At 34.6% G+C, this 19,178-nt stretch carries 16 protein-coding genes; 2 read left to right on the top strand and 14 right to left on the bottom strand.

Translation table 11 applies throughout. The features are described 5' to 3' along the window. Positions 1 to 499 precede the first annotated feature (499 nt). On the bottom strand, positions 500 to 1,387 hold the full coding sequence (locus tag PP182_RS07040; RefSeq protein WP_272650641.1) for a hypothetical protein: 888 nt from the start codon (positions 1,385 to 1,387) through the stop codon (positions 500 to 502). Positions 1,388 to 1,456: 69 nt separating this feature from the next. Continuing rightward, positions 1,457 to 3,253 (bottom strand): serine hydrolase domain-containing protein, encoded by a 1,797-nt coding sequence (locus PP182_RS07045; RefSeq protein ID WP_272650642.1) that lies wholly within the window; start codon positions 3,251 to 3,253, stop codon positions 1,457 to 1,459. 223 nt (positions 3,254 to 3,476) lie between these two features. Between PP182_RS07045 and PP182_RS07050 the strand changes: the two genes are divergently transcribed. Then, positions 3,477 to 4,520 (top strand): sensor histidine kinase, encoded by a 1,044-nt coding sequence (locus tag PP182_RS07050; RefSeq protein ID WP_272650643.1) that lies wholly within the window; start codon positions 3,477 to 3,479, stop codon positions 4,518 to 4,520. After that, entirely contained in the window at positions 4,517 to 5,263 is a 747-nt protein-coding gene (locus PP182_RS07055) for a LytR/AlgR family response regulator transcription factor (protein WP_272650644.1), read from the top strand. The genes PP182_RS07050 and PP182_RS07055 overlap by 4 nt, the downstream gene beginning before the upstream one ends. Positions 5,264 to 5,525: 262 nt before the next feature. Here the strand turns inward: PP182_RS07055 and PP182_RS07060 are convergent, their stop codons facing one another. From PP182_RS07060 to PP182_RS07115, 12 genes are all read right to left on the bottom strand, one after another. Continuing rightward, positions 5,526 to 6,377: an alpha/beta fold hydrolase gene (locus tag PP182_RS07060; protein ID WP_272650645.1), complete on the bottom strand. Its 852-nt coding sequence runs from the start codon at positions 6,375 to 6,377 to the stop codon at positions 5,526 to 5,528. Positions 6,378 to 6,443: 66 nt separating this feature from the next. Then, positions 6,444 to 7,877: an amidohydrolase family protein gene (locus PP182_RS07065; protein WP_272650646.1), complete on the bottom strand. Its 1,434-nt coding sequence runs from the start codon at positions 7,875 to 7,877 to the stop codon at positions 6,444 to 6,446. A gap of 126 nt (positions 7,878 to 8,003) precedes the next feature. Then, on the bottom strand, positions 8,004 to 8,489 hold the full coding sequence (locus PP182_RS07070) for an SRPBCC domain-containing protein (RefSeq protein WP_272650647.1): 486 nt from the start codon (positions 8,487 to 8,489) through the stop codon (positions 8,004 to 8,006). Positions 8,490 to 8,583: 94 nt separating this feature from the next. Then, complete coding sequence (locus PP182_RS07075) at positions 8,584 to 9,159, bottom strand: YdeI/OmpD-associated family protein (protein ID WP_272650648.1); 576 nt, start codon at positions 9,157 to 9,159, stop codon at positions 8,584 to 8,586. Between the two features lie 116 nt (positions 9,160 to 9,275). Further along, positions 9,276 to 10,208 (bottom strand): NAD(P)-dependent alcohol dehydrogenase, encoded by a 933-nt coding sequence (locus PP182_RS07080; RefSeq protein ID WP_272650649.1) that lies wholly within the window; start codon positions 10,206 to 10,208, stop codon positions 9,276 to 9,278. An 85-nt stretch (positions 10,209 to 10,293) separates the two neighbouring features. Continuing rightward, positions 10,294 to 11,202 (bottom strand): hypothetical protein, encoded by a 909-nt coding sequence (locus tag PP182_RS07085; protein ID WP_272650650.1) that lies wholly within the window; start codon positions 11,200 to 11,202, stop codon positions 10,294 to 10,296. A gap of 13 nt (positions 11,203 to 11,215) precedes the next feature. Next, positions 11,216 to 12,115: an MBL fold metallo-hydrolase gene (locus PP182_RS07090; protein ID WP_272650651.1), complete on the bottom strand. Its 900-nt coding sequence runs from the start codon at positions 12,113 to 12,115 to the stop codon at positions 11,216 to 11,218. A 176-nt stretch (positions 12,116 to 12,291) separates the two neighbouring features. After that, positions 12,292 to 12,978 carry a DUF4386 domain-containing protein gene (locus PP182_RS07095; RefSeq protein WP_272650652.1) on the bottom strand — a complete coding sequence of 229 codons (687 nt, stop codon included), beginning with the start codon at positions 12,976 to 12,978 and terminating at the stop codon, positions 12,292 to 12,294. A 111-nt stretch (positions 12,979 to 13,089) separates the two neighbouring features. After that, entirely contained in the window at positions 13,090 to 13,707 is a 618-nt protein-coding gene (locus tag PP182_RS07100) for a hypothetical protein (protein ID WP_272650653.1), read from the bottom strand. A gap of 257 nt (positions 13,708 to 13,964) precedes the next feature. Beyond that, positions 13,965 to 15,500, bottom strand: a complete 1,536-nt coding sequence (locus tag PP182_RS07105) for a helix-turn-helix domain-containing protein (RefSeq protein WP_272650654.1) — start codon at positions 15,498 to 15,500, stop codon at positions 13,965 to 13,967. 698 nt (positions 15,501 to 16,198) lie between these two features. Further along, positions 16,199 to 18,430, bottom strand: coding sequence for a CocE/NonD family hydrolase (locus PP182_RS07110; RefSeq protein ID WP_272650655.1), 2,232 nt, complete (start codon positions 18,428 to 18,430; stop codon positions 16,199 to 16,201). A gap of 46 nt (positions 18,431 to 18,476) precedes the next feature. Beyond that, complete coding sequence (locus PP182_RS07115) at positions 18,477 to 19,085, bottom strand: hypothetical protein (protein ID WP_272650656.1); 609 nt, start codon at positions 19,083 to 19,085, stop codon at positions 18,477 to 18,479. Between the last annotated feature and the right edge of the window lie 93 nt (positions 19,086 to 19,178).

Below are 19,178 nucleotides of genomic sequence, written 5' to 3' on the forward strand. Positions count from 1 at the left end.
CTGTTGTATACTAATAGTTTCTCTTTTCAATTAAATAAAACTTCAATTATTTTTCGATAGATTCCCAAACAGACACCATCTTAGCCACTGTGACTGCTATACCATCCCATTCCACATAAATGCTACTCCCCTCCCCCAATAGCTATCGGGGTGGCTCACATAATAAGTGTTCTATTACCCTTGTAGAAGAAACTTTTAGAAGACGACATAATTTTTAAAGATTAATAATCTTAAAAAATTTGTGCGAGATGAAGCGTTGGAAAAGAAAGTGCAGTACCAAATACGCCAGCGCGCCAACTCGCACAAAAAATATAAGGTCTCCCAGACCTTATATTTTTATGCCGTACCCAAGCGAAGTTACATAACGCGGTACATTATGGTACAATTGTAGCGAATTCACAGATAGCGCATTACTACGCTACTTCATATAATATCCGACATACTACGCCCAAGCGTTTTATAGATGAATTGTTACCATTGTTAGCGGTAGTTATTTTTATTATTTCGGTCTAAGAGTTTCAATAACCTTAGCATCTACCCAATAAATATTAGCGTTGCTTTCTTCAAAGCTATCTCCTAAAAACACGCTGTTAAAGAAGAAGTATTTTCCATTTGACGTGATGCTGCCATAAGTATCGTCTACCTCGGTGTTTATCGCTTTACCCATATTGATCGCAGGCCCCCACGAACCATCGTCTAGTCGGAAACTGATATATAAGTCTGAGCCCCCGTACCCACCTTCTCGTTCGCTATCCCAAATCAAATAGCTTTCATCTGGTGCAATGAAAGGATGCGCTGTATATATGCCTGAGTTAATTTGCTTGCCCAGAGCTTTCGGAGTTTCTCGTTTGCCATTAACTAGTTTAGCGTATCTAATTGTCCCGATTGAATCTCGTTCATCAAAGAAGAAAGTGTTGGACGATGATGCGGTAAGACGCATGATTGGAAATTTATCAAACATTTCCCCTACACTTTTCTCGGCCGTCCATCCATCTTCTGTTCGTTGTTTATATGTATTCCCGAGATACATTCTGTTGCTATCGGTTGAAATAAACACCTCACCAGATGAATGACGTCCATCTTCTGAGTCTTCCCACTTTCCATTTTTATATTGAGTCAAATGAGATTTAGGACGTTCCCCTTTTTTTTGTCTGATAAAATAGAACTCTTTCATGTTTGGTGAGACGGCCGCTTCGATTTCTAAATGATTGGTCGAAACCATACCTGGGGCAAACAATTCAGGAATCAATCCTGGTGGTTTTTGACCAAGAAACAACTCTTCTTGTGACTCTGACTTACCTTGTTTAAAGTTCTCTTTCTTGGAATTACACCCATTTGTAACCATTCCTATCACAAACATTGACACTATAAAAATCGGTGTTTTCATTAGTTAAATTTAAAATATGTCATTTACAGTTTATCCATCCATTTTTAGCGGTTGGCATTTATTATTCCGCTAAGGGTTTATATTCTCCGCTGGGAAATTTATGGAACCATCTGTTAAGATTAGTCCTTTATTGGACAACGTTATTTTTAAGTCTTGCATACCACCATTTCTGTGTCCATCAATAAAGAATTTATTTTCGCCCACGGGAACAAGTGCAACTGTTGTGATATGACTTGTTTTAACAGCATCATCCATAAACATTCCTTGTATTTTATTTGCAGCGTTTACACTTAGTACCATTCCAATATCCACTGTTTCGAATTGAAACCGGACGTGAATATTTTTAACTTCTTCGCCCTCAATTTTATAAATATTGTACGCTTTAAATTCACCGGCATGGTTTATGAAATTTGCCCACATTCCTTTTAATTGATCCTTTCCTTGTTGGGTACTCAAGAATCCTTTCATTTGTTCGTTACCATAATCTGAAAGTCCATCAAACTGTTGAGTGCTCCAGGCTTTGGCAAAAAATAGTGTAGTTTCGCAGGCTTCGGTTTTATCATTCGCATCTTTAGAAAATGCATAGGTAAAAACAGACCAAGGCTCATTACCGGTCGTTTCTAATGTATAAGTGCTATCCCTCTTTTTTAAAACAAGTGCGTGTTCATTATCCAATTGATATGTGTTGGTAAAATCTGCAATACTTTTATTCTTAATTGGTAACGGCAGGTTTTCTGCACGTTTACCTTGAAACAGTGAAATGATTTTATCGGTAATTTCTGGTACAAAAGTAACTTCACCTTGAAACTCCTCCAATACAGGGTTTACAGAAGTGGCATTGGATAGAACGATTATTTTAATATCTCTTTCTGGCAATGAACCCATCACTGAAGCATAGCCGGGAAGCAATCCGTTGTTATATATCCATTTCTCTCCTTCTATCTCATCAATTACCCAACCTAGGCCAGATAACTTATCATTAACACCCATAGCTTGCGTAGCGTTATACAGCTTATTCTTTGAGGCTACCTTTAATAAAGTACCTTTCTCCAACGCTTTCATAAATTTGTATAAATCATATGTGGTTGAATTTATATCGGCCGCTCCTTGAAGCCATGAAGGATGAAAGGGGGAATTAAAGTTTTGAAATTCATTCATTCCCAAACCCAAATATGGCTGTGCTTTTTGGTGGTTTGGATTAAATGCTGCGACTGCTGTATTTTTCATATTTGCAGGTTTAAAAACAGCTTGTTCCATATAGCCGGCATAGGGCTGACCGCTCACTTTTTCAATAATATGTGCTAAGAGCAAGTAGCCAAAATTATTGTATTCATAACCTGTTCCAGGCTCAAATTTTAATTTTGAATCCTTAAATTTCTTCAAAAGTTCATTGAAGGTAATTGAAAATACATCGGGCATAAGGCCGTTTCCACTTTCATCGCTCCTCCCAATATTGGCCTCCATACCAGAGCTGTTATTGAGCAAATGTTGAATGGTAATGTCTTTTGAGTAATTCGGCATAAAATCTGGAAAGAAGATTGAAATAGGGGTTTCCAATGTCAATTTGCCATCTTCCACCAATCTCATAATACCAACCGCAGTCAATGATTTGGTGAGCGAGGCAATATTAAATATCGAGTTATGGGTATTCTTTTTTTTACCGGCTATGTCGGCATAACCAAAACTTTGTTGATAGATGATGGTATTTTCAGCACTTATTAAAACACTTCCTACAAATCGATTGTAGTGCGCATAACTTTCAAATAGTGCATCGATATCCTTTTTTAATTCTTTATTGGAACTTTTTTGTCCAAAAGAGTTGATCCCTAAGACCAAGGCGATTAAAATTGCTGTAACCCGTTTCATTTCCTTTTGATTTTTAAGTATTGTTAAGCAATATTAGAAGGCTTGAACGATATCATAAAAAGAATGTGATTGGCACCTATTTTCCTGTGGTGGAAACTCCTAAATATGTGAAAAAGGATAAATTTCACAGGAAAGGGCAATTTCGTCCCTACAATAATACCTTTTGCCCCTTTTATACATCTGATTTACATTAAACGCTATTTTTGATACCAAGCTGTTGATAATGAAAAAATATATAGAGCCCATAATTCACGTTTTGGTTTGGGGAATAGGGTACGTTCTAATTCTAAACTACACATCGACTATCGGTGACTTTAGGAAAGACAAGGGCCCCTATTGGGTAGCCCTACTTTTCGGGATGCTTATGAACACTACTGTTTTTTACACTACTGCATTTTTCTTGGTCCCAAAATTTTTGCGTCTTAAAAAAATAAGGTCCCTGGTAGTTTCTTTGTTAAGTGGTTTCATAGCCATCAACTTATTTGAGAGTATAGTGGATTATAAGTATTTAGCTGTTTTCTTTTCTTCCGCCAACGAATCTTTCCTAGTGTATTTCCTCTATAATTCTGTGGTCAGTTTTTTTATACTGTTAGTCGCATTATCCTACGCACTGATCAAATATTGGATACAAAATGAAAAGCTTAAACGCGTATTGCTAGAAGAAAAGCTTTCTACGGAAATGGTTTTTTTAAAATCCAAGATCAACCCTCATTTTTTGTTCAATGTTTTAAATAGTTTTTATGCCAAATCACTAAAGCATGATGTGCCGGAGTTAGCAGATGGAATTGCAAAACTCGCAGAACTAATGCGTTATATGGTTTATGAAACGAATGAAGAAAAAGTACCCCTAGAAAAAGAAATTCATCACCTTAAAAATTTTATTCAGGTATATCAACTACGTATCGCCGACGAAGACGAGGTATATATTAATTTTAAGATCAAAGGCGATGTTAAGGATGTAGACATAAGCCCGATGCTGCTCATCCCTTTTGTTGAAAATGCAATCAAACATGGTATTGATCCCAAAACAAAATCCCTGATCAATATTTCGCTCGAGGTAGAAGAAAATAAATTATGTTTTAAGGTAACCAATACAATACATCAAGGAATCTCTGGTTTAAAGGATGCCCCTTCCGGTTTCGGTCTTGATAATTTAAAAAAGAGACTCTCCATTTTGTATCCAAATACCCATACCTTGGAAGCAAATGAGGATAAGGGGTATTTTATATCTTTACTTAAGCTGGAACTCGATGAAAGACCCTTATGAACTGTATAATTATTGATGACGAACCAGCTGCTATTGATGTACTTAAATTCCATTTAAGCAGCATTCCTTTTATCGATTTGGAGAAAACGTTCAGAGATCCGTTAGATGCGCTTGAACACCTTCAAAAGCACACGGTTGACGTTATTTTCTTGGATATAAATATGCCAAAATTATCGGGAATCAGCTTCCCTAAGTTTTTGCAAAATCCACCACTTATTATATTTACCACCGCCTATTCTGAATATGCTTTGGAGAGTTATGAATTAAAAGCAGTGGACTATCTTTTAAAACCCATTGAATTCAATAGACTGCTGCAAGCGGTGATAAAGGCACAACAGCTATTAGAAAAAAAAGGCAGTATAAAAACTTCAAGTACTGAAATTTCAAATGATGTTGGGCAACAAACAATTTTTATAAAAAGCGGTTCTGAATTTCATCAATTGTATGTTCAGGATATAAAATACGTGGAAAGCGATGGTAATTATGTCACTTTCCATACCAGTAAAGGACCTGTTTTGGCACGTTATAAAATATCCGAAGTGTTGGAAATACTTCCGAAAGAGATTTTTATTAGAATACATCGATCTTATATTGTAGCATTAAAACATATAGAAACGGTCAAAAAACACTGCGTGGTCATTGCTGCTAAAGAAATACCTATTAGCAGCAATTATAGAGAGGGATTTCTTGCCATAATCCGTGAAATTAGTAAAAAAAGGGGCGCAAAATCAAAGGGTGAATAATTGTTGTTTCCTGAGATAATTACAGGTTGAAAATTTGGATTTTCTAGCATTATAATTATAAGCTAAAACTTGTAGTTTTAGAATCAGAGCTTCTATTGTAGGTAAGTTTTGGGACAAAGATTAAACATTATGTTTAGTTCTTGCCATTCTTTCAATCTACATGTTCAGCGTGTTGGAAATAAACCAAATGGCATTAGATTGTTAGTCCTAAATAGGGTTTGTAGTTACTTTAATATATGCCATTATCTATTCTAAAGCCCCCTTAGCTTAATAATATCGAGTCCTCAATTACTTTAAAATTTTTAGTATTAGGAACATGTTTTGAATTTTCCAATAAGACGATTTTAGTTAGTGAAGAGAAAATTCGTTGAGCTCTTTTTATCATTCTTTTACCTGGAAACATAATATCTTTTTCAGCAGCAAAAATGGTAATTGGAGTTTTTATATTCTTTGCTGTCTGCTTAAGAATTATTGGTAAAGGCGAAAAATCCATGTTACAGTGTTGAAATGTAGTTGACATGAAGTTTATTGCAAAATCATCATATTCAGTAAAAAGGACACCCATTACTTTTTTAATGTGCTTTTGGTTATTTGTTTTGATAAACTTTTTTAAGGGTATGAACATTTTGAATAAACCTACAAGAGGATTACCATTAACGATATAGACTGGTGCAATTAAGAATACCTGTTTTATAGTCGTTTCATTAAACTCTAGTGCTTTTAAACTGATTAAACCACCAAAAGAAAAGCCTACTAAGGTTACGTCTTTCAGTCTTAGTTTTATGATTACTTCAATAAGCCATTTTCCATAATCTAGCGACTTCATATCCAATCGATTCTCTGCACTTTTATTGGGCTGCGCTAAGACATCAATGGCAAAGACACAATATTTTGAAGCTAGATTGGGGAAAGAATCTAAAATTTGTGGTGCACAACCCCCCGTCCCGTGAATCAGTACTAATGGAGGGTTTTTAGTATCACCGGTAATAACAACATTAGTGACACCAAACTTTGTTTCTACTGATTTTTCTGAATATTCAATATTCAGCTCCTTTAACTTTTGATTGTAAAGGGTTATGATTTTTTCTTTTCCTTCTTTTGATTTGAAAAACATAGACTGTTCGTTTTTTGATTGATGATTTATGGATTAATGTATCGTAGAATTTTATTAGGCAATAGATTATTTTTCAATGATTAAATTTTCCAAATACCTGAGAGCTGTAGCCATTATATTCTTTCGATTTTTTGCCTTTTCATTAAAAGAATCCAAAGTCTCTCTAGTTAATTTTCGCCCCTTCACAAAAACATAGGTGGGATTTTTAAGCGAAGTCAAATTGACAAGTGGGTTTTCATCCACCAACAACAAATTAGCAATCTTACCTTCTTCAATAGTTCCAAGTTGATTCATCGTTGCATGTGTTTGAGAAGCATTAACAGTAGCTGTTTTCAAAACTTCGAAATTGGAAAGTCCAGCTTCTTTGTAAAAATTCAGTTCTGTATGAATTGAAAAACCTGGAAGCGTAACTCCAATACCACCATCAGTGCCGCAAATTATAGTAACACCAGCTTCATGCAGTTTTCTAACGATGTTCATGTGAAAATCGTGCTGTTTTTTTATCCTATCAACTGTCGAAGGATCTTCTTGCTTTGCAGTATACCAACGCTCAAATTGTCTTTTACTATCATCCATTTTAATGAGCGGATTCATATACTCCAATGATTCTGAATCTAAAATGGAATCATCCATCATCATTTGATAAATATTGTTGAATACAGTAAGTGTAGGACCATAGCTCGTGTGTTTGGATTGTGAAATTGAATCAATTATGGGTTGCAACTTAATTGTATCTAAATCAAACTGTAACGGTTGCTGTACAATTTCTTCGACATGTTCAATGGATTTGATTTGAGTGTTTAAATGATATGAAAATGGTACCTTTTGAGAAGGGTGAGCAACAATGTCAATTTCAGAAATTTTGGCTTGTTGAATCACAGCATCAAAAATCGCTTTATCCAAACCATAATACGTTTTGATGAAATCGTAACCTCTGTCTTTATATGAAATAACCTTGTCTTTAGCTTCACTCGGATTACTTAGATTTAAATTATCATCACCAATGAATTCCAAGCCTGTTAGTTTAGGCCCTGTTGTAAAAAACGATGGTGAAAAAATATTTTCTTCCATTACATCTTCTTTAATTCTTAAATGCATGGGCATGCCCCAAAGATTTCTAATTGCTGTTACACCATTGGATAGGTAGAGTCCGAGTTCATATCTATCCCACACATGCACATGCATATCGATAAGACCTGGTGTTAGATACTTATACTCTCCGTCAAAAATTTGAATTCCATCGACTTCAATAGAATCATCAATTTTTTCAATAATTCCGTCTTTTATATATACCATTTTATTCACCAAAACAGTGTCTTGGTTCATTGGGATTATATTGACGTTCTTAATGAGATAAGAATTATTGGACGCTGATTCATTCTGGTTAATCTCAAGATAATTTGTGCTTGATGCATCAACCCAAAGTGTAATGATTCCTATAAGTACAAGCAAGCCGATAAGTACGAAGACAATTTTTAAAATTCGTTTTACTATTTTCATTTGGTTACATTTAAACAACAGATTATATTGATTGGTATATGAACCTTAGCCAGCCGATGGGTAGCTATGATTAATACACCTTTTTGTATGCCGTTTTATTCCTTCTTATGTTAAGTGATGACAATGTTAGCTGGTTAAGAGATCATCGATGCGACAGTAACCCATTTCCATTGCAGCGGCCATTCCAGTTGCCAAGGCCTCATCACATTGCTTTTTGGAACCATATTCAATCAATGTTCTAACATTGGTACCCTCGCTTACTGCTTCAAAAGTTAAGGTAACAACAGTTTTATTAATTATTCCTTTTTCTGAACTTCCAATCTTATGCTGCTCATCTTGGACAATCTTCTTATATGTTACTATTTCACGATAGGTACCTGCAATCTTGATTTCTGTGCCTTCTACCTCATTTCTAAAAACGTTCTCATAAATACCGTTGATTCGAAAATCTATTTCGCAAACCGGCATTGACCACCCAGGAGGGCCAAGCATGCATTGACGAACCAGGCTTGCATCGGTGAAAGGTTTCCAAACAGATTCTACTTGAGAATTGAATCTCCTTACTACTTCAACCTTTGTTTCAGAAAGGTTTTTTATAGTCGCTGGTTTCATATTTTTCTCTTTTTTTGAATTGTTAAAATTTTATCTAATGTTTGGACCAAGTGAAATATCCCTAAGGACATTGCGTATGGTTGTTTTAAGCCGTTTATCTAAACTGTTTTGGTTTCATCTGTAAACTAGCGTTTTCAACGATTTCTGAAATTCGTTTATTTCTTGTGTCATCTCTCTTAGCTGAAGCAACCCAGTATAGAAGTCCCTTTTTAGAAGACTTATTTAGACTTTCAAAGTATTTCATTGCTCCTTTCTGTCTTCTAAGTTCTTGTTCTAGGTCTTCGGGTATTTCTAGTCTTTCAACAGTATCTAGAATTGTGCAAGAACCATTTTCTTTTGCGATTTCAATGCTTTTATAGCCAGCCTCTTTCATAAGACTCTGGTCAATTAACATTTTTACTTTATCCTTATTTACTTTTGACCAATTACTTTTCGGCTTTCTTTTACTGAAATACTGCTTGAATCGTTCGTTATCAATTGTCTTTATTGTACTATCAATCCAACCAAAACAAAGTGATTCGTCAACAGATTCACTCCAACTGAGGTTGAAATTAGGAGTTCCTTTTTTATAAAAAACCAACCAAATGGCATCCTTTTCTTTATGATTCAATTCAAGCCAGTCTCTCCACTCTTCTCTACTTCTTGGACAAATTTCTTTAGCCTCTTTCATTCTGTTTTCTCTAATGGTGTACAAAAGTCTTATATAAGTAGTAGTTGTGATTTAAAAAACATGTGCTGTTCGTTTTTTGATTGATGATTTATGGATTGATATAATATTAAGTCCAGCTAAATGCTTATGACTACATTTCCTCTTTTATGACCCATCTCCACATATGTATGAGCTTCGGCCATTTTTTCTAAAGGATATACGCTATCAATAACAGGTCTAAGTTTCTCTTGTTCCGCTAACCTTTTTAAATTAAAAAAAGCTTCTTTTGGCGTTGATGGAGTACCATGATCGATGGATATATATTTGCCATTCGAAGTCAATGCTTTTTTGCTCTTTTCTTTTAGTTTCGATGATTTCGAATTGCCTACGGCATCAATCACATATTTATACCTTTCCAATTTTGTTTCAGCATTTTCTATCGTGTAGTCAATCACCTTATCACTACCTAAAGATTTTACTAAATCGAAGTTTCTACCACTGCATACACTAGTAACATGAGCACCCATATGCTTCGCCAATTGTATCGCCATGGTACCTATACTTCCTGACGCTCCATAAATTAAAACCCGGTCACCCTTATTTATACTCGTCTTTTTTAATAAATGAGAAGCCAGCAATCCACCATAAGGGATTGCTGCTGCTTCTTCAAAACTAAGATTCAAAGGTTTTAGTGCCAGATTCCAATCTTCGGGTAAACAAATATATTCTGCATAAGAACCAAAACGACGTTTGGTAGGCGAGATAGAACCATAAGCAAAAACCTCATCCCCTATTTCAAACATTAACACATCTTTACCTTTACGCTCTACAATTCCAGCTGTTACCATCCCCAATATAGGATTTCTCGGACGTCCAAAACCAAATATGAGTTGAAGTATAAATCTGGGGATCAAAGGTTCATTTAATCTCCGAATAAGAACATCGCTTGTGGTAACTGAAGTAGCACGTATCTTTATAAGTACTTCATTATCTTTTGGTGTTGGTTTTTTAACAGTACTTAGCACCAGATTTTCTACCTCCCCATATTTTAGACATGCTATTGCTTTCATAATTGTTCTTGCTCACAGCAAAGTTGATTAAAATGTGGGGTATAAAAGTTCGCATTTTGAAATTGGAACAAACCTTTCCTTTTCATTATTCCTTTTTAAGAGCATAGATAACTTTTGCATCTACCCAAAAAATATCTACATTTTCAAAATCGTCTGATCCAACATTTCTACTAAAGAAAAGGTATTTACCGTCTGGCGTTATACTTGCAGAAGCTTCCCAAGCGTTGGTGTTTATTTTATCTCCCAAATTAATGCCTTCACCCCAAGTACCGTCATTTTGTTTAAAACTGATATAAATATCAGAGTCTCCAAAACCATCTTCCCTTTTAGCATCAAATAATAAATACGATTCATCTGGGGCTATAAAAGGATGGCTCAAAAAGGTTCCTGTGTTTATTGCTTTTGGTAATGCCTTGGGTTCTTCATGTTTACCGTTAATTAAGCGCGAATAACGTATTGGAAACGTTGAATCGTTTTCTTTATAGGTGTCAAAATAATATGTGCCATTTGAAGACGATGAGAGGCGCATAATATACATAGAATCATTACTTACAGTAGGAGGTTCTAGTTTTTGTAATTCTGACCATCCAGCTTCTGTTCTTTTTAGATACCTATCACCTAAATGCATGGTTTGTCCATCTGGGGATATTACCGGTCTTCCTATCCATGGAGATGCTATTTCAGATTTCTTCCATTCCCCATTAATTTCGTTGTATTTGTATTCGTAAAAAGCTGATTTTTTATTTTCTTCTCCTCTTCTAATAAAATAAAACGCTTTCATATCTGGTGTGAATGCACTATTAACTTCATACAAATCTGTAGACACAAGACCTGGAGCAAAAGGTATGGGCGTTAATCCTGGTGGTTTTTGTCCCAGATATGAGTTTTCTATGGATAAAGAATCATTTTCTTTTACATTCGAATTCTCAGTTTTACAGGCACTTAAAAATAGTACAGATAGCAATACTGAGATTTTAATTGTGAGGTTTTTCATTTCTTAATATGTTTTAATCGACTGGATATATTATGAAGCTATCATGAATTTTTTTTGTTGGTGTATCTCCCAATTTTGTTAGAGCATTTGAAAGTTCTTTTAATGTGAGCACACTTAACGGAAGTTGGTGTTCTTTAGGCTGGTAGTTACTTCCCATGGGGTAATCAACACCAGCTGTCTGAGTCATTTCAATGTGATTTCCAAGTATGGTTGAAACCTCATTAATGTCGGTGAATTTTACAAGTCTTTCAATACTCATTTTAAAAGCAATCCAATCATTTATGTATAGTCTACCAGGATAAAAGGTGTCTCCAGTCAAGAGAATTTTCGTCGAAGTATCATAAACCGCAATTGAAGAAGCTTGGTGTCCAGGAATTGGTATTATCTTCATCATGCGATTTCCTAAATCATAATCCACAACTTCTTCGGGCCAGTTGGCTATCTTAAAAAAATCTTGTACATCCTTAACCTCAAGACCGACTACAGAAGTGTTCGGTTTTCCTTTGAATTGTCCATCGCCTGCAAAGTGGTCTCCATGCTTATGAGTATGAGCAACTATTAATTCAACTTCTCCATTCTTTTCAGACCATTCGTTAATAATTTTATTTACAGTTTCATAAAGCGGAAAAATATCAGCTTCTTTAGTAGCTCCAGTATCCATTAATAGCGCTTTGTTCTCACCAAAAAACAGAAACATAAAAGGTGCTTCGTAATTTGTACACTTGTTTTGACGTAAAATATAAGTATTGCTATTGTACTTAACGACCTGAATTGGTGGGTCAATATTATCATCACAGTTTTCAGAGCCATGAATCCAATTTTGCACACTTAAATCAACAGTTTCTTCGATTGATGGTTGGCATGACGAAATCAGAATTAGTAATGATATTACAATTGTGATTTTTGTTTTCATATGATGGTCTCTATTGGCTTTAACGAGCTCGGCTATGAGTAGTTTCGTGGATAAGCACTTAACGTTGCAAGTATACACCGAACTGAAAATCCGCGTCCCGATAGCTATCGGGATTCAGAAGTAGGAGAGAAAAGCAATTACTTATAGCCACTATTGTGTTCCGTTTTAATTTAACTTTACTTATTGCTAGGTCTTATGCCAAAAATTAGTAAATAACCTATCATCCAAAATTCTCCAATGGTTGCAGGTAGCGTAAGAAATCTATTGAAGCTAAAATCAATTCCTGCGTAGTGTATAACTGTAGAAATTAGATAGCCTATACCACCTAAAATAATTATTCTTCCTAACCAGACAGGCAACCTTTTAGATTTGATAACTATGTATCCCATTGGAAATAGCCATAACCCGAAAAATAGGCCACCAATACCCCAAGCATTCGAAATAATATTTTGAAAAACCTGAATTAGTAAAACTTTGTCTTCCATAGCACTTACTTCAGAATTTGCAATACCTATTGCTGAGGCGATTGAAATTGCACTTATCATAATGGCTAAAGCATTTACCATTCCCCATATACCTAGAGTCCAAGCTTCCCATTCATAATTATCTTTAAATAATTTGAAAAACCAAACTGCGGTAAGAGCCTGAGAAATTACTATACCAAATTCTAATAGCAACCTAATTCTTGCTGTAGAATCTAATTCTACTAAATTTGTTAGCGTTTGTTCAGGATTACCAGACACAAATATTTGAGAATGAAAGACCATAAACCCTAGAATTCCTGTAATAGCCATCATTAAATACCATAAGCCAGTTATTCTAGCGGTCTTAATTAAATTTTTCTGTTCTGTATTTGCAATCATAGATTATTTATTTTTATTATTTTATATTAATTCTGACGCTGTAAAAGAGTAATTGTTACAGTTTTGCCCTAATGGCACACAATAATAGAATATATGGCAATAGATAAATTTTTATAACCAACTAAAGCCTAATCCTATATTAAAGAGTACTGCATCTCTTTTTACATCACCATCTAAAGACGCACGACCAAGCACTAATTTAGACTGCACATTAAGTGCGAAGTTTTTCTTTTTGTAAATCTCATAACCTGTACTTGCCATTACTGCGCAACCAAAGTTCCAATCGTCATTTACATCATCTTTAATATCATATAGTGCCGGCGAATCTATTGCTAGACCAATACCACCGTGAATCCACCATCTATCTTTTACCCAATATTGTAGCGAAGGAATGAATCCTCCAAAATGTCTGTCATTGTCTTGAAATTCGTATATGTTTCCTGGCATGGCAGCAGTAATGGCAAGATTTTCATTTAACATATAGCCCAATTTTAAATCTGGAAACACGAAGGTTCCTTGAGCTTTATCGAAGGTTTGATTACCAGCACTATCTTCTATACTGATAATGCCACCACCTACAACAGCTTCGAAGATGAAACCATCCCTTTGTGTTGTTGTTTCAGAATTTGTGTTTTGTGCATATGTGGTAGTTGATACCAATGCAAAGGTTACACAAGCCATTTTTAATAAAAATTGTTTTTTGATTGTTTTCATTTTAATTGTTTTCATGATTGTTCGTTTTAAGAATTATTGTTTCGATTTGATGGTACAAAGATGCCATAAACCTTGAAGCAACAGTAAACAGTTATGAAGCAAGAGTTATTAAGTTTAGCACAAGACTGTAAATTATGAAGCAAGACTATAGATTATGACGCATTTTAAAATATTTCCAAAGAATAAATCAAGTAATCTCTTACTGTTAATAATTTGATGAAGTAAAACTAATTGTAGCTTATAAAAGGAAGGTTCTATTTTCTAAATCAGAACTAACTATTACACTTAAGGAAAGTATTTGGTGTAATCCCTTCTAATTTTTTAAAGAAAGTATTGAATACTGTTTTAGAATTAAAACCACTATCATAAGCAATAGCCATAATAGTTATGCCTTTGTTTTCTTCTAGAAGAACGCGCTCTTTAAATTCGTTAACCCTATAGGTATTTGTATATTCAGAGAAGTTTTTTTGAAAGCCTAAATTTAATAATTGCGAGACATAATTAGCAGGAAGTTCCAAGTATGAGGCTAAATCTTTTAAGGATAGATCTGGGTTTAAATACAGTTTGTAGTCTATCATTATTTGCTCTAGTTCCTTGCTGTACTTTTTGATTTCGTTGGAATCTAGTAAAGCCTGTTTGTACTGCTTTTTCTGTTTGTAGTTTACATTATCGGGAATAGCTTTTAGCATGATGTCTTTAAACCTTTTGTTATTTTTTAAAGGCTTAAGAATTGGCGATGGATTCAATAATAAAATTAATGGCAACCGGTTATGGTATGCTTGAGTTATTAAATCAATTACCTTTTCGTTATTATCTAACAAGGCATTTACCAATATCAAAAACGTAAATGCCTTATCTACAAGATCAGTATTTAAATACGTCTCTAATTCTTTTAATCCTTCATTACACTTTTCCCTTTCATTGAGCTTTGCATAGCACATGGTTTCACCTCCTAATTTGGTGAGGTCTTTCACAGAAACTCCTTCAAGTGAACCGAAATATGTTAAAGCTTCATTTGGTTTGCCTGACATTAATAAACAAATCCCTATATAAATTGGTGGAAAGGGTAACTTAGGGTCTAAATCTAATGCCTTTTTTAGATAAGGTATTGCAGTTTTATATTCTTCTTTCAAGTAGTGTAAAAAACCCTTGTAATGATGATTTATAGCGGCATAAGGATCTAACTGTAACGCTTTGTCAAGATAATTACTTGCCGCATCTAATTTTCCTTCTACGGTCAAAAGGTTAGAAATGGTTAAGTAAATATCGTCTGCTTGTTGTATTTCCAAAGCCTTGTTGGCATGTTCGAAAGCTTTCTCAAAATTCCAGTTTTGCCAGCATTCTATCCAAGCCAAATTCAATTGTGACCTTGATGAGTTTGGGTCTAGCTCCAATGCCTTTAGCAAATAAGGCTGGGCCTTCTCGTATGCCTCAAATGCGGGTAAAAGCCCCATAGTTCCCATATTAACATAGGCTAGATTTATATCTAGATAGGGATTTGAAAAATTGGGTGATTTATGTATTACTTCTTTTAAGATATTGATACCCTTTATAGAGTTTTTATAATCTAGTTTCATGATGTAGTACCTTCCTTTCAAATATTCTCTATAAATAGCTACAGGTACATCAATTACTTCTACTAGCTTATCTTCGATTTCAAGATGCCCTATGTGTTCGCGTAATTTTTCAGCGATAAACAGACTAATTTCATCTTGAATTTCAAAAATATTTTCAGGGTTTCTATCAAAAGTCTCTGACCAGAAATGAAAGTCATCCAAAGTATCGATCATTTGCACTGTAATGCGCATTTTATTTTTGGATGTTCTTACACTGCCTTCTATAAAAGTAGAAACGTTCAGTTTTTCTTTTATCTCTTTAGCTGTTACTGTTTTGTTTTTAAAATAAAATGAAGATGTTCGGGAAGTAACCGAAAGTTGTTTGATTTTTGCTAATGCGTTAATTATTTCTTCTGTTAATCCATCACAGAAATATTCGTTTTCAATATTGTTACTTATATTGACGAATGGAAGTACTGCTATGGATTTTTTATTAATTGAATTTATAATTAGAAATTATTACTAGAACTTAAATTTACAAAACCTGTTGTTTCTTTACCCGTATGTTATAGTACCACACTTTACCATAAAAATTTGAAATGTTTGGGAAGTAAGTAATTAATTTCGATTCCATATTGACTTCTATATATATTAACGACACCCCTTTTCAAAATACCTTGTTCAAGGGCGTTAAACCTAGATACTTAAAAACAGGAAGTAAAGGTAATGGACTTTACTCGAATCCATAACTAAATGTGAGATGATATAAAATCGATCAAATTTATCTATGGGGCTCCTTTTCTCAAATATCTTTACAATGGAACTCACCGCATCGTTACTTTTGCTTCGATCAATAGGTGCAACCCTGCAGCCCCTGTCCACGGAAAAAAACAGCCAAAAGGAGAATCGAATAGGCCTTTTTTGCCAATGATATACTAATAAGAATTTGGTTATTCCTTTAGGGAATACCAAACAGGTAAAGAAATACTACTATTACCTGAAAATATAATTTTTAAAGGGACTTCTGCATCTTTAATATTTTCTTCATTCACATCCTTACCTGTTCCATAATTAAGTTGTGCATTATTATTTTTATTCACATTGACCACAGCTACCATCCTACTTCCTTTTTGTAGCTTTTTACTGATTAGTTTAGAATTGTTGAAGGACACTTGTATCTTTTTATTGGGAGTTAGCAGATGTCTGTGCTCCCTATCTTGAGCATAACTCGCTCTTCCAATATAATAGCTTAAATGAAAATAGTTCCCTTCTGGCGTTAATTGATATAGGATAACGGAATAATCAACATCTTTTTTATTGATAGTAAATTCTAGATTCCCGAGAAAGGATCCATTTATAATCACATCCTCCTCTAAGGGTTCCGATTTAAATAACAATCCATCACTTATATTGATTTTTTCCTTTTCTAAAGGCCAAGGATAATAGTCTGTGTTGGTCATGTTTTTTCGATCTTTAAAATCAACAGACATTTGAATCTCTGAGTTATTTGGTTTCGATTTTAAAGCATAAAAATCATCCGTTTTAGCATCACTTAAATGAAAAGTCAAGGTATCATTGGACATGGCACTTAAACTCGGTTTGTGCATCCATGTATTGGTTCCCATTACCTGAAAATTCACTTTATCCTTTAGAATACTTGGTTTTTCTTTACCTTTTAAGGTGTAATCGAACCATTGATAAACCAAGTCATATCTAATGTCAATTAAGGCGGTTTTATCTAATTTGTAATTCCTTAAGAACTCCTGAGGTTGGGTTTGCGCCGTCCAATGATCGTAAGGTCCTACCAATACATAGTGATTTGGATTTTTTACATACTTAGTATGCTGGTCATAATAATATAGGGCTCCTCTTTGAGAATCGTCATAATAGCCTGTTATGGTCAATATTGGAATGTCAATTTTTGAAAATTCCTGTTTATAAGGAATCATTTTCTTCCAGTAATCATCATAACTAGGATGCTGCATATAGGTATTCCATAATCTATTGACTTGACCATCCAAGCTATCCAATCTATTAAAGGCAACTCCAGAGGTATACCACGTATTTTTTAAGGTATCCCATCGGTTAAAATCTTGGGAGGCTTTAAAATCCAAAAACTTAGTATTGGTCACATAAAAATTCCAAGAGTAGGAATAATTATGCAGTACATTATTTTCCATGGGATAATCAATTCCGGGTGCAATGGCTACCATGGGAACAATGGTTTTTAAAGCTGGATGCACTTTATGTTTCATGGATGCCCATTGGGTAAATCCGTTATAACTACCACCATACATTCCTACTTTTTGATTGGACCAAGTCTGCTTGCTAATCCAATCAATCACTTCATAGACATCCGTATTTTCATGTTCTAGAGGCTTTACCGGTCCTTTGCTTAATCGTTTTCCCCTTGTATTGGCGATTACTCCAACATAGCCTTTTGAGGCGGATAACATTGCCCCAGTCTCATTGGTGCCTGCGTAAATAGAAGCAATTAAGATGGCCGGTTTCTTCGCTTTAACACTTTCTTTTCTTTCAACCACTACTACGGAAACCTCTGCCCCATCTTTCATGGGCACTATTATACTGTCATTTATACGATATCTGCGTTTATGGTCTTGTTTTATGGCTTCAAAAAACAGATCTCTGGTGGATTCATAAACCGTTTTTAAGAAATATTTGTGGATTAAATTTTGTGCGGTTTCCTTTGAAATCGTTTCAGTAGTTATATTTTCATACGTACGTTCAAAATCAGAAATAAAATAGTCCGTACCATCTCTGGCAATTAATGTGTCATCTAAATTAAGTACCTGAAAATCATCGGCCTTTGTCACATAGGATTTATATAATTCTTTAAAGGCCACTTGAAAGTTAGGTGTGAGTTTTGCTTTAGCATACTGGTGATATAAATCTAAATAAATCTGTTCCGTTTTTGGCTTGTCCTTAATTTCTTTCTCGATCTCGATAGTTGCTATGGCATCGTCATATTTTTCACTTAGAATCTGAACCTTAATCAAGTCTAATCCTGATAACTCTTTTAAAGGATAGGATGCGGCCAAGGCTTGCATATGATTGGCAAGCACCTTAGTATTGGACAATGGTACTTTTTGAAAGTCAAATCCTTGTCCAAAAGAAGTAAGATGAATTAGAGTCAGAAATAATATCAGCAATGTTCTTTTCATGGTTCCCTTTTTAAAAGTGCAATTGGAAAATGCTCAATTTTCATCTTTAGTTTGAATACTGTTTTAACTCCTCTTCGTATAAAAAGTCATCTTGAGTTTGGGTAAGTTTTATAAAATTTTTTACAGCTGGAGCATACAACCAAACTTCATCTGTTTTGGCATTATAGCCTCTGGAATTTGTAATTACACCTTTGTATTGTATCGTATAGGCCATGAACGTTCCTGCTGCTACCGTTTCTTCCTTAAACGACAATACCTCGACATCTTGACTTTGCTTTCCTGTGGTACCATCTTGACTGGTCCAATTTTTTTCATATTTCCACTTTTTACCCACTTCCAAAGGCCAATCATATTTTGGCGTTTCGCTTTCTTCCGGTTTTACGATATCTGTTACCGGAATCGTATCATTGCCCATTGTCATCCCTAAAACACCATCCGCAATAACTACTTCTCGTGTATCTTCCCCCTCTGAGCGTACCTCGCCTTCGTTGGTTACACCTTTATACTTCCAGATCCATTTTTCTCCAACGGCGTAATCGGATAAAGTTGGTTGTGGAGCGATTTTTAAGGTGTCATTGGTGCAGGAATAGAGCCCCATAAAGATCAATACAATTAGCATTACAGGTAGGTGATAATTATTTTTAAAGTTACACATCGTTCTATTTTTTTAATTAAAATTTTATTTCTGAAGCAAAGAAATGATGAATATATAAATGTGTAAAGGGAAAGTACAGGAACGTGAATAAAA

Origin of the sequence: Maribacter sp. PR1 (assembly GCF_028464145.1) — a bacterium.
Taxonomy (GTDB): domain Bacteria; phylum Bacteroidota; class Bacteroidia; order Flavobacteriales; family Flavobacteriaceae; genus Maribacter.

Excerpts from the sequence above, each read along its gene's own strand:
- PP182_RS07040 (WP_272650641.1), bottom strand. The coding sequence starts at position 1,387 with ATGAAAACACCGATTTTTATAGTGTCAATGTTTGTGATAGGAATGGTT.
- PP182_RS07045 (WP_272650642.1), bottom strand. The coding sequence starts at position 3,253 with ATGAAACGGGTTACAGCAATTTTAATCGCCTTGGTCTTAGGGATCAAC.
- PP182_RS07050 (WP_272650643.1), top strand. The coding sequence starts at position 3,477 with ATGAAAAAATATATAGAGCCCATAATTCACGTTTTGGTTTGGGGAATA.
- PP182_RS07055 (WP_272650644.1), top strand. The coding sequence starts at position 4,517 with ATGAACTGTATAATTATTGATGACGAACCAGCTGCTATTGATGTACTT.
- PP182_RS07060 (WP_272650645.1), bottom strand. The coding sequence starts at position 6,377 with ATGTTTTTCAAATCAAAAGAAGGAAAAGAAAAAATCATAACCCTTTAC.
- PP182_RS07065 (WP_272650646.1), bottom strand. The coding sequence starts at position 7,877 with ATGAAAATAGTAAAACGAATTTTAAAAATTGTCTTCGTACTTATCGGC.
- PP182_RS07070 (WP_272650647.1), bottom strand. The coding sequence starts at position 8,489 with ATGAAACCAGCGACTATAAAAAACCTTTCTGAAACAAAGGTTGAAGTA.
- PP182_RS07075 (WP_272650648.1), bottom strand. The coding sequence starts at position 9,159 with ATGAAAGAGGCTAAAGAAATTTGTCCAAGAAGTAGAGAAGAGTGGAGA.
- PP182_RS07080 (WP_272650649.1), bottom strand. The coding sequence starts at position 10,208 with ATGAAAGCAATAGCATGTCTAAAATATGGGGAGGTAGAAAATCTGGTG.
- PP182_RS07085 (WP_272650650.1), bottom strand. The coding sequence starts at position 11,202 with ATGAAAAACCTCACAATTAAAATCTCAGTATTGCTATCTGTACTATTT.
- PP182_RS07090 (WP_272650651.1), bottom strand. The coding sequence starts at position 12,115 with ATGAAAACAAAAATCACAATTGTAATATCATTACTAATTCTGATTTCG.
- PP182_RS07095 (WP_272650652.1), bottom strand. The coding sequence starts at position 12,978 with ATGATTGCAAATACAGAACAGAAAAATTTAATTAAGACCGCTAGAATA.
- PP182_RS07100 (WP_272650653.1), bottom strand. The coding sequence starts at position 13,707 with ATGAAAACAATTAAAATGAAAACAATCAAAAAACAATTTTTATTAAAA.
- PP182_RS07105 (WP_272650654.1), bottom strand. The coding sequence starts at position 15,500 with ATGCGCATTACAGTGCAAATGATCGATACTTTGGATGACTTTCATTTC.
- PP182_RS07110 (WP_272650655.1), bottom strand. The coding sequence starts at position 18,430 with ATGAAAAGAACATTGCTGATATTATTTCTGACTCTAATTCATCTTACT.
- PP182_RS07115 (WP_272650656.1), bottom strand. The coding sequence starts at position 19,085 with ATGTGTAACTTTAAAAATAATTATCACCTACCTGTAATGCTAATTGTA.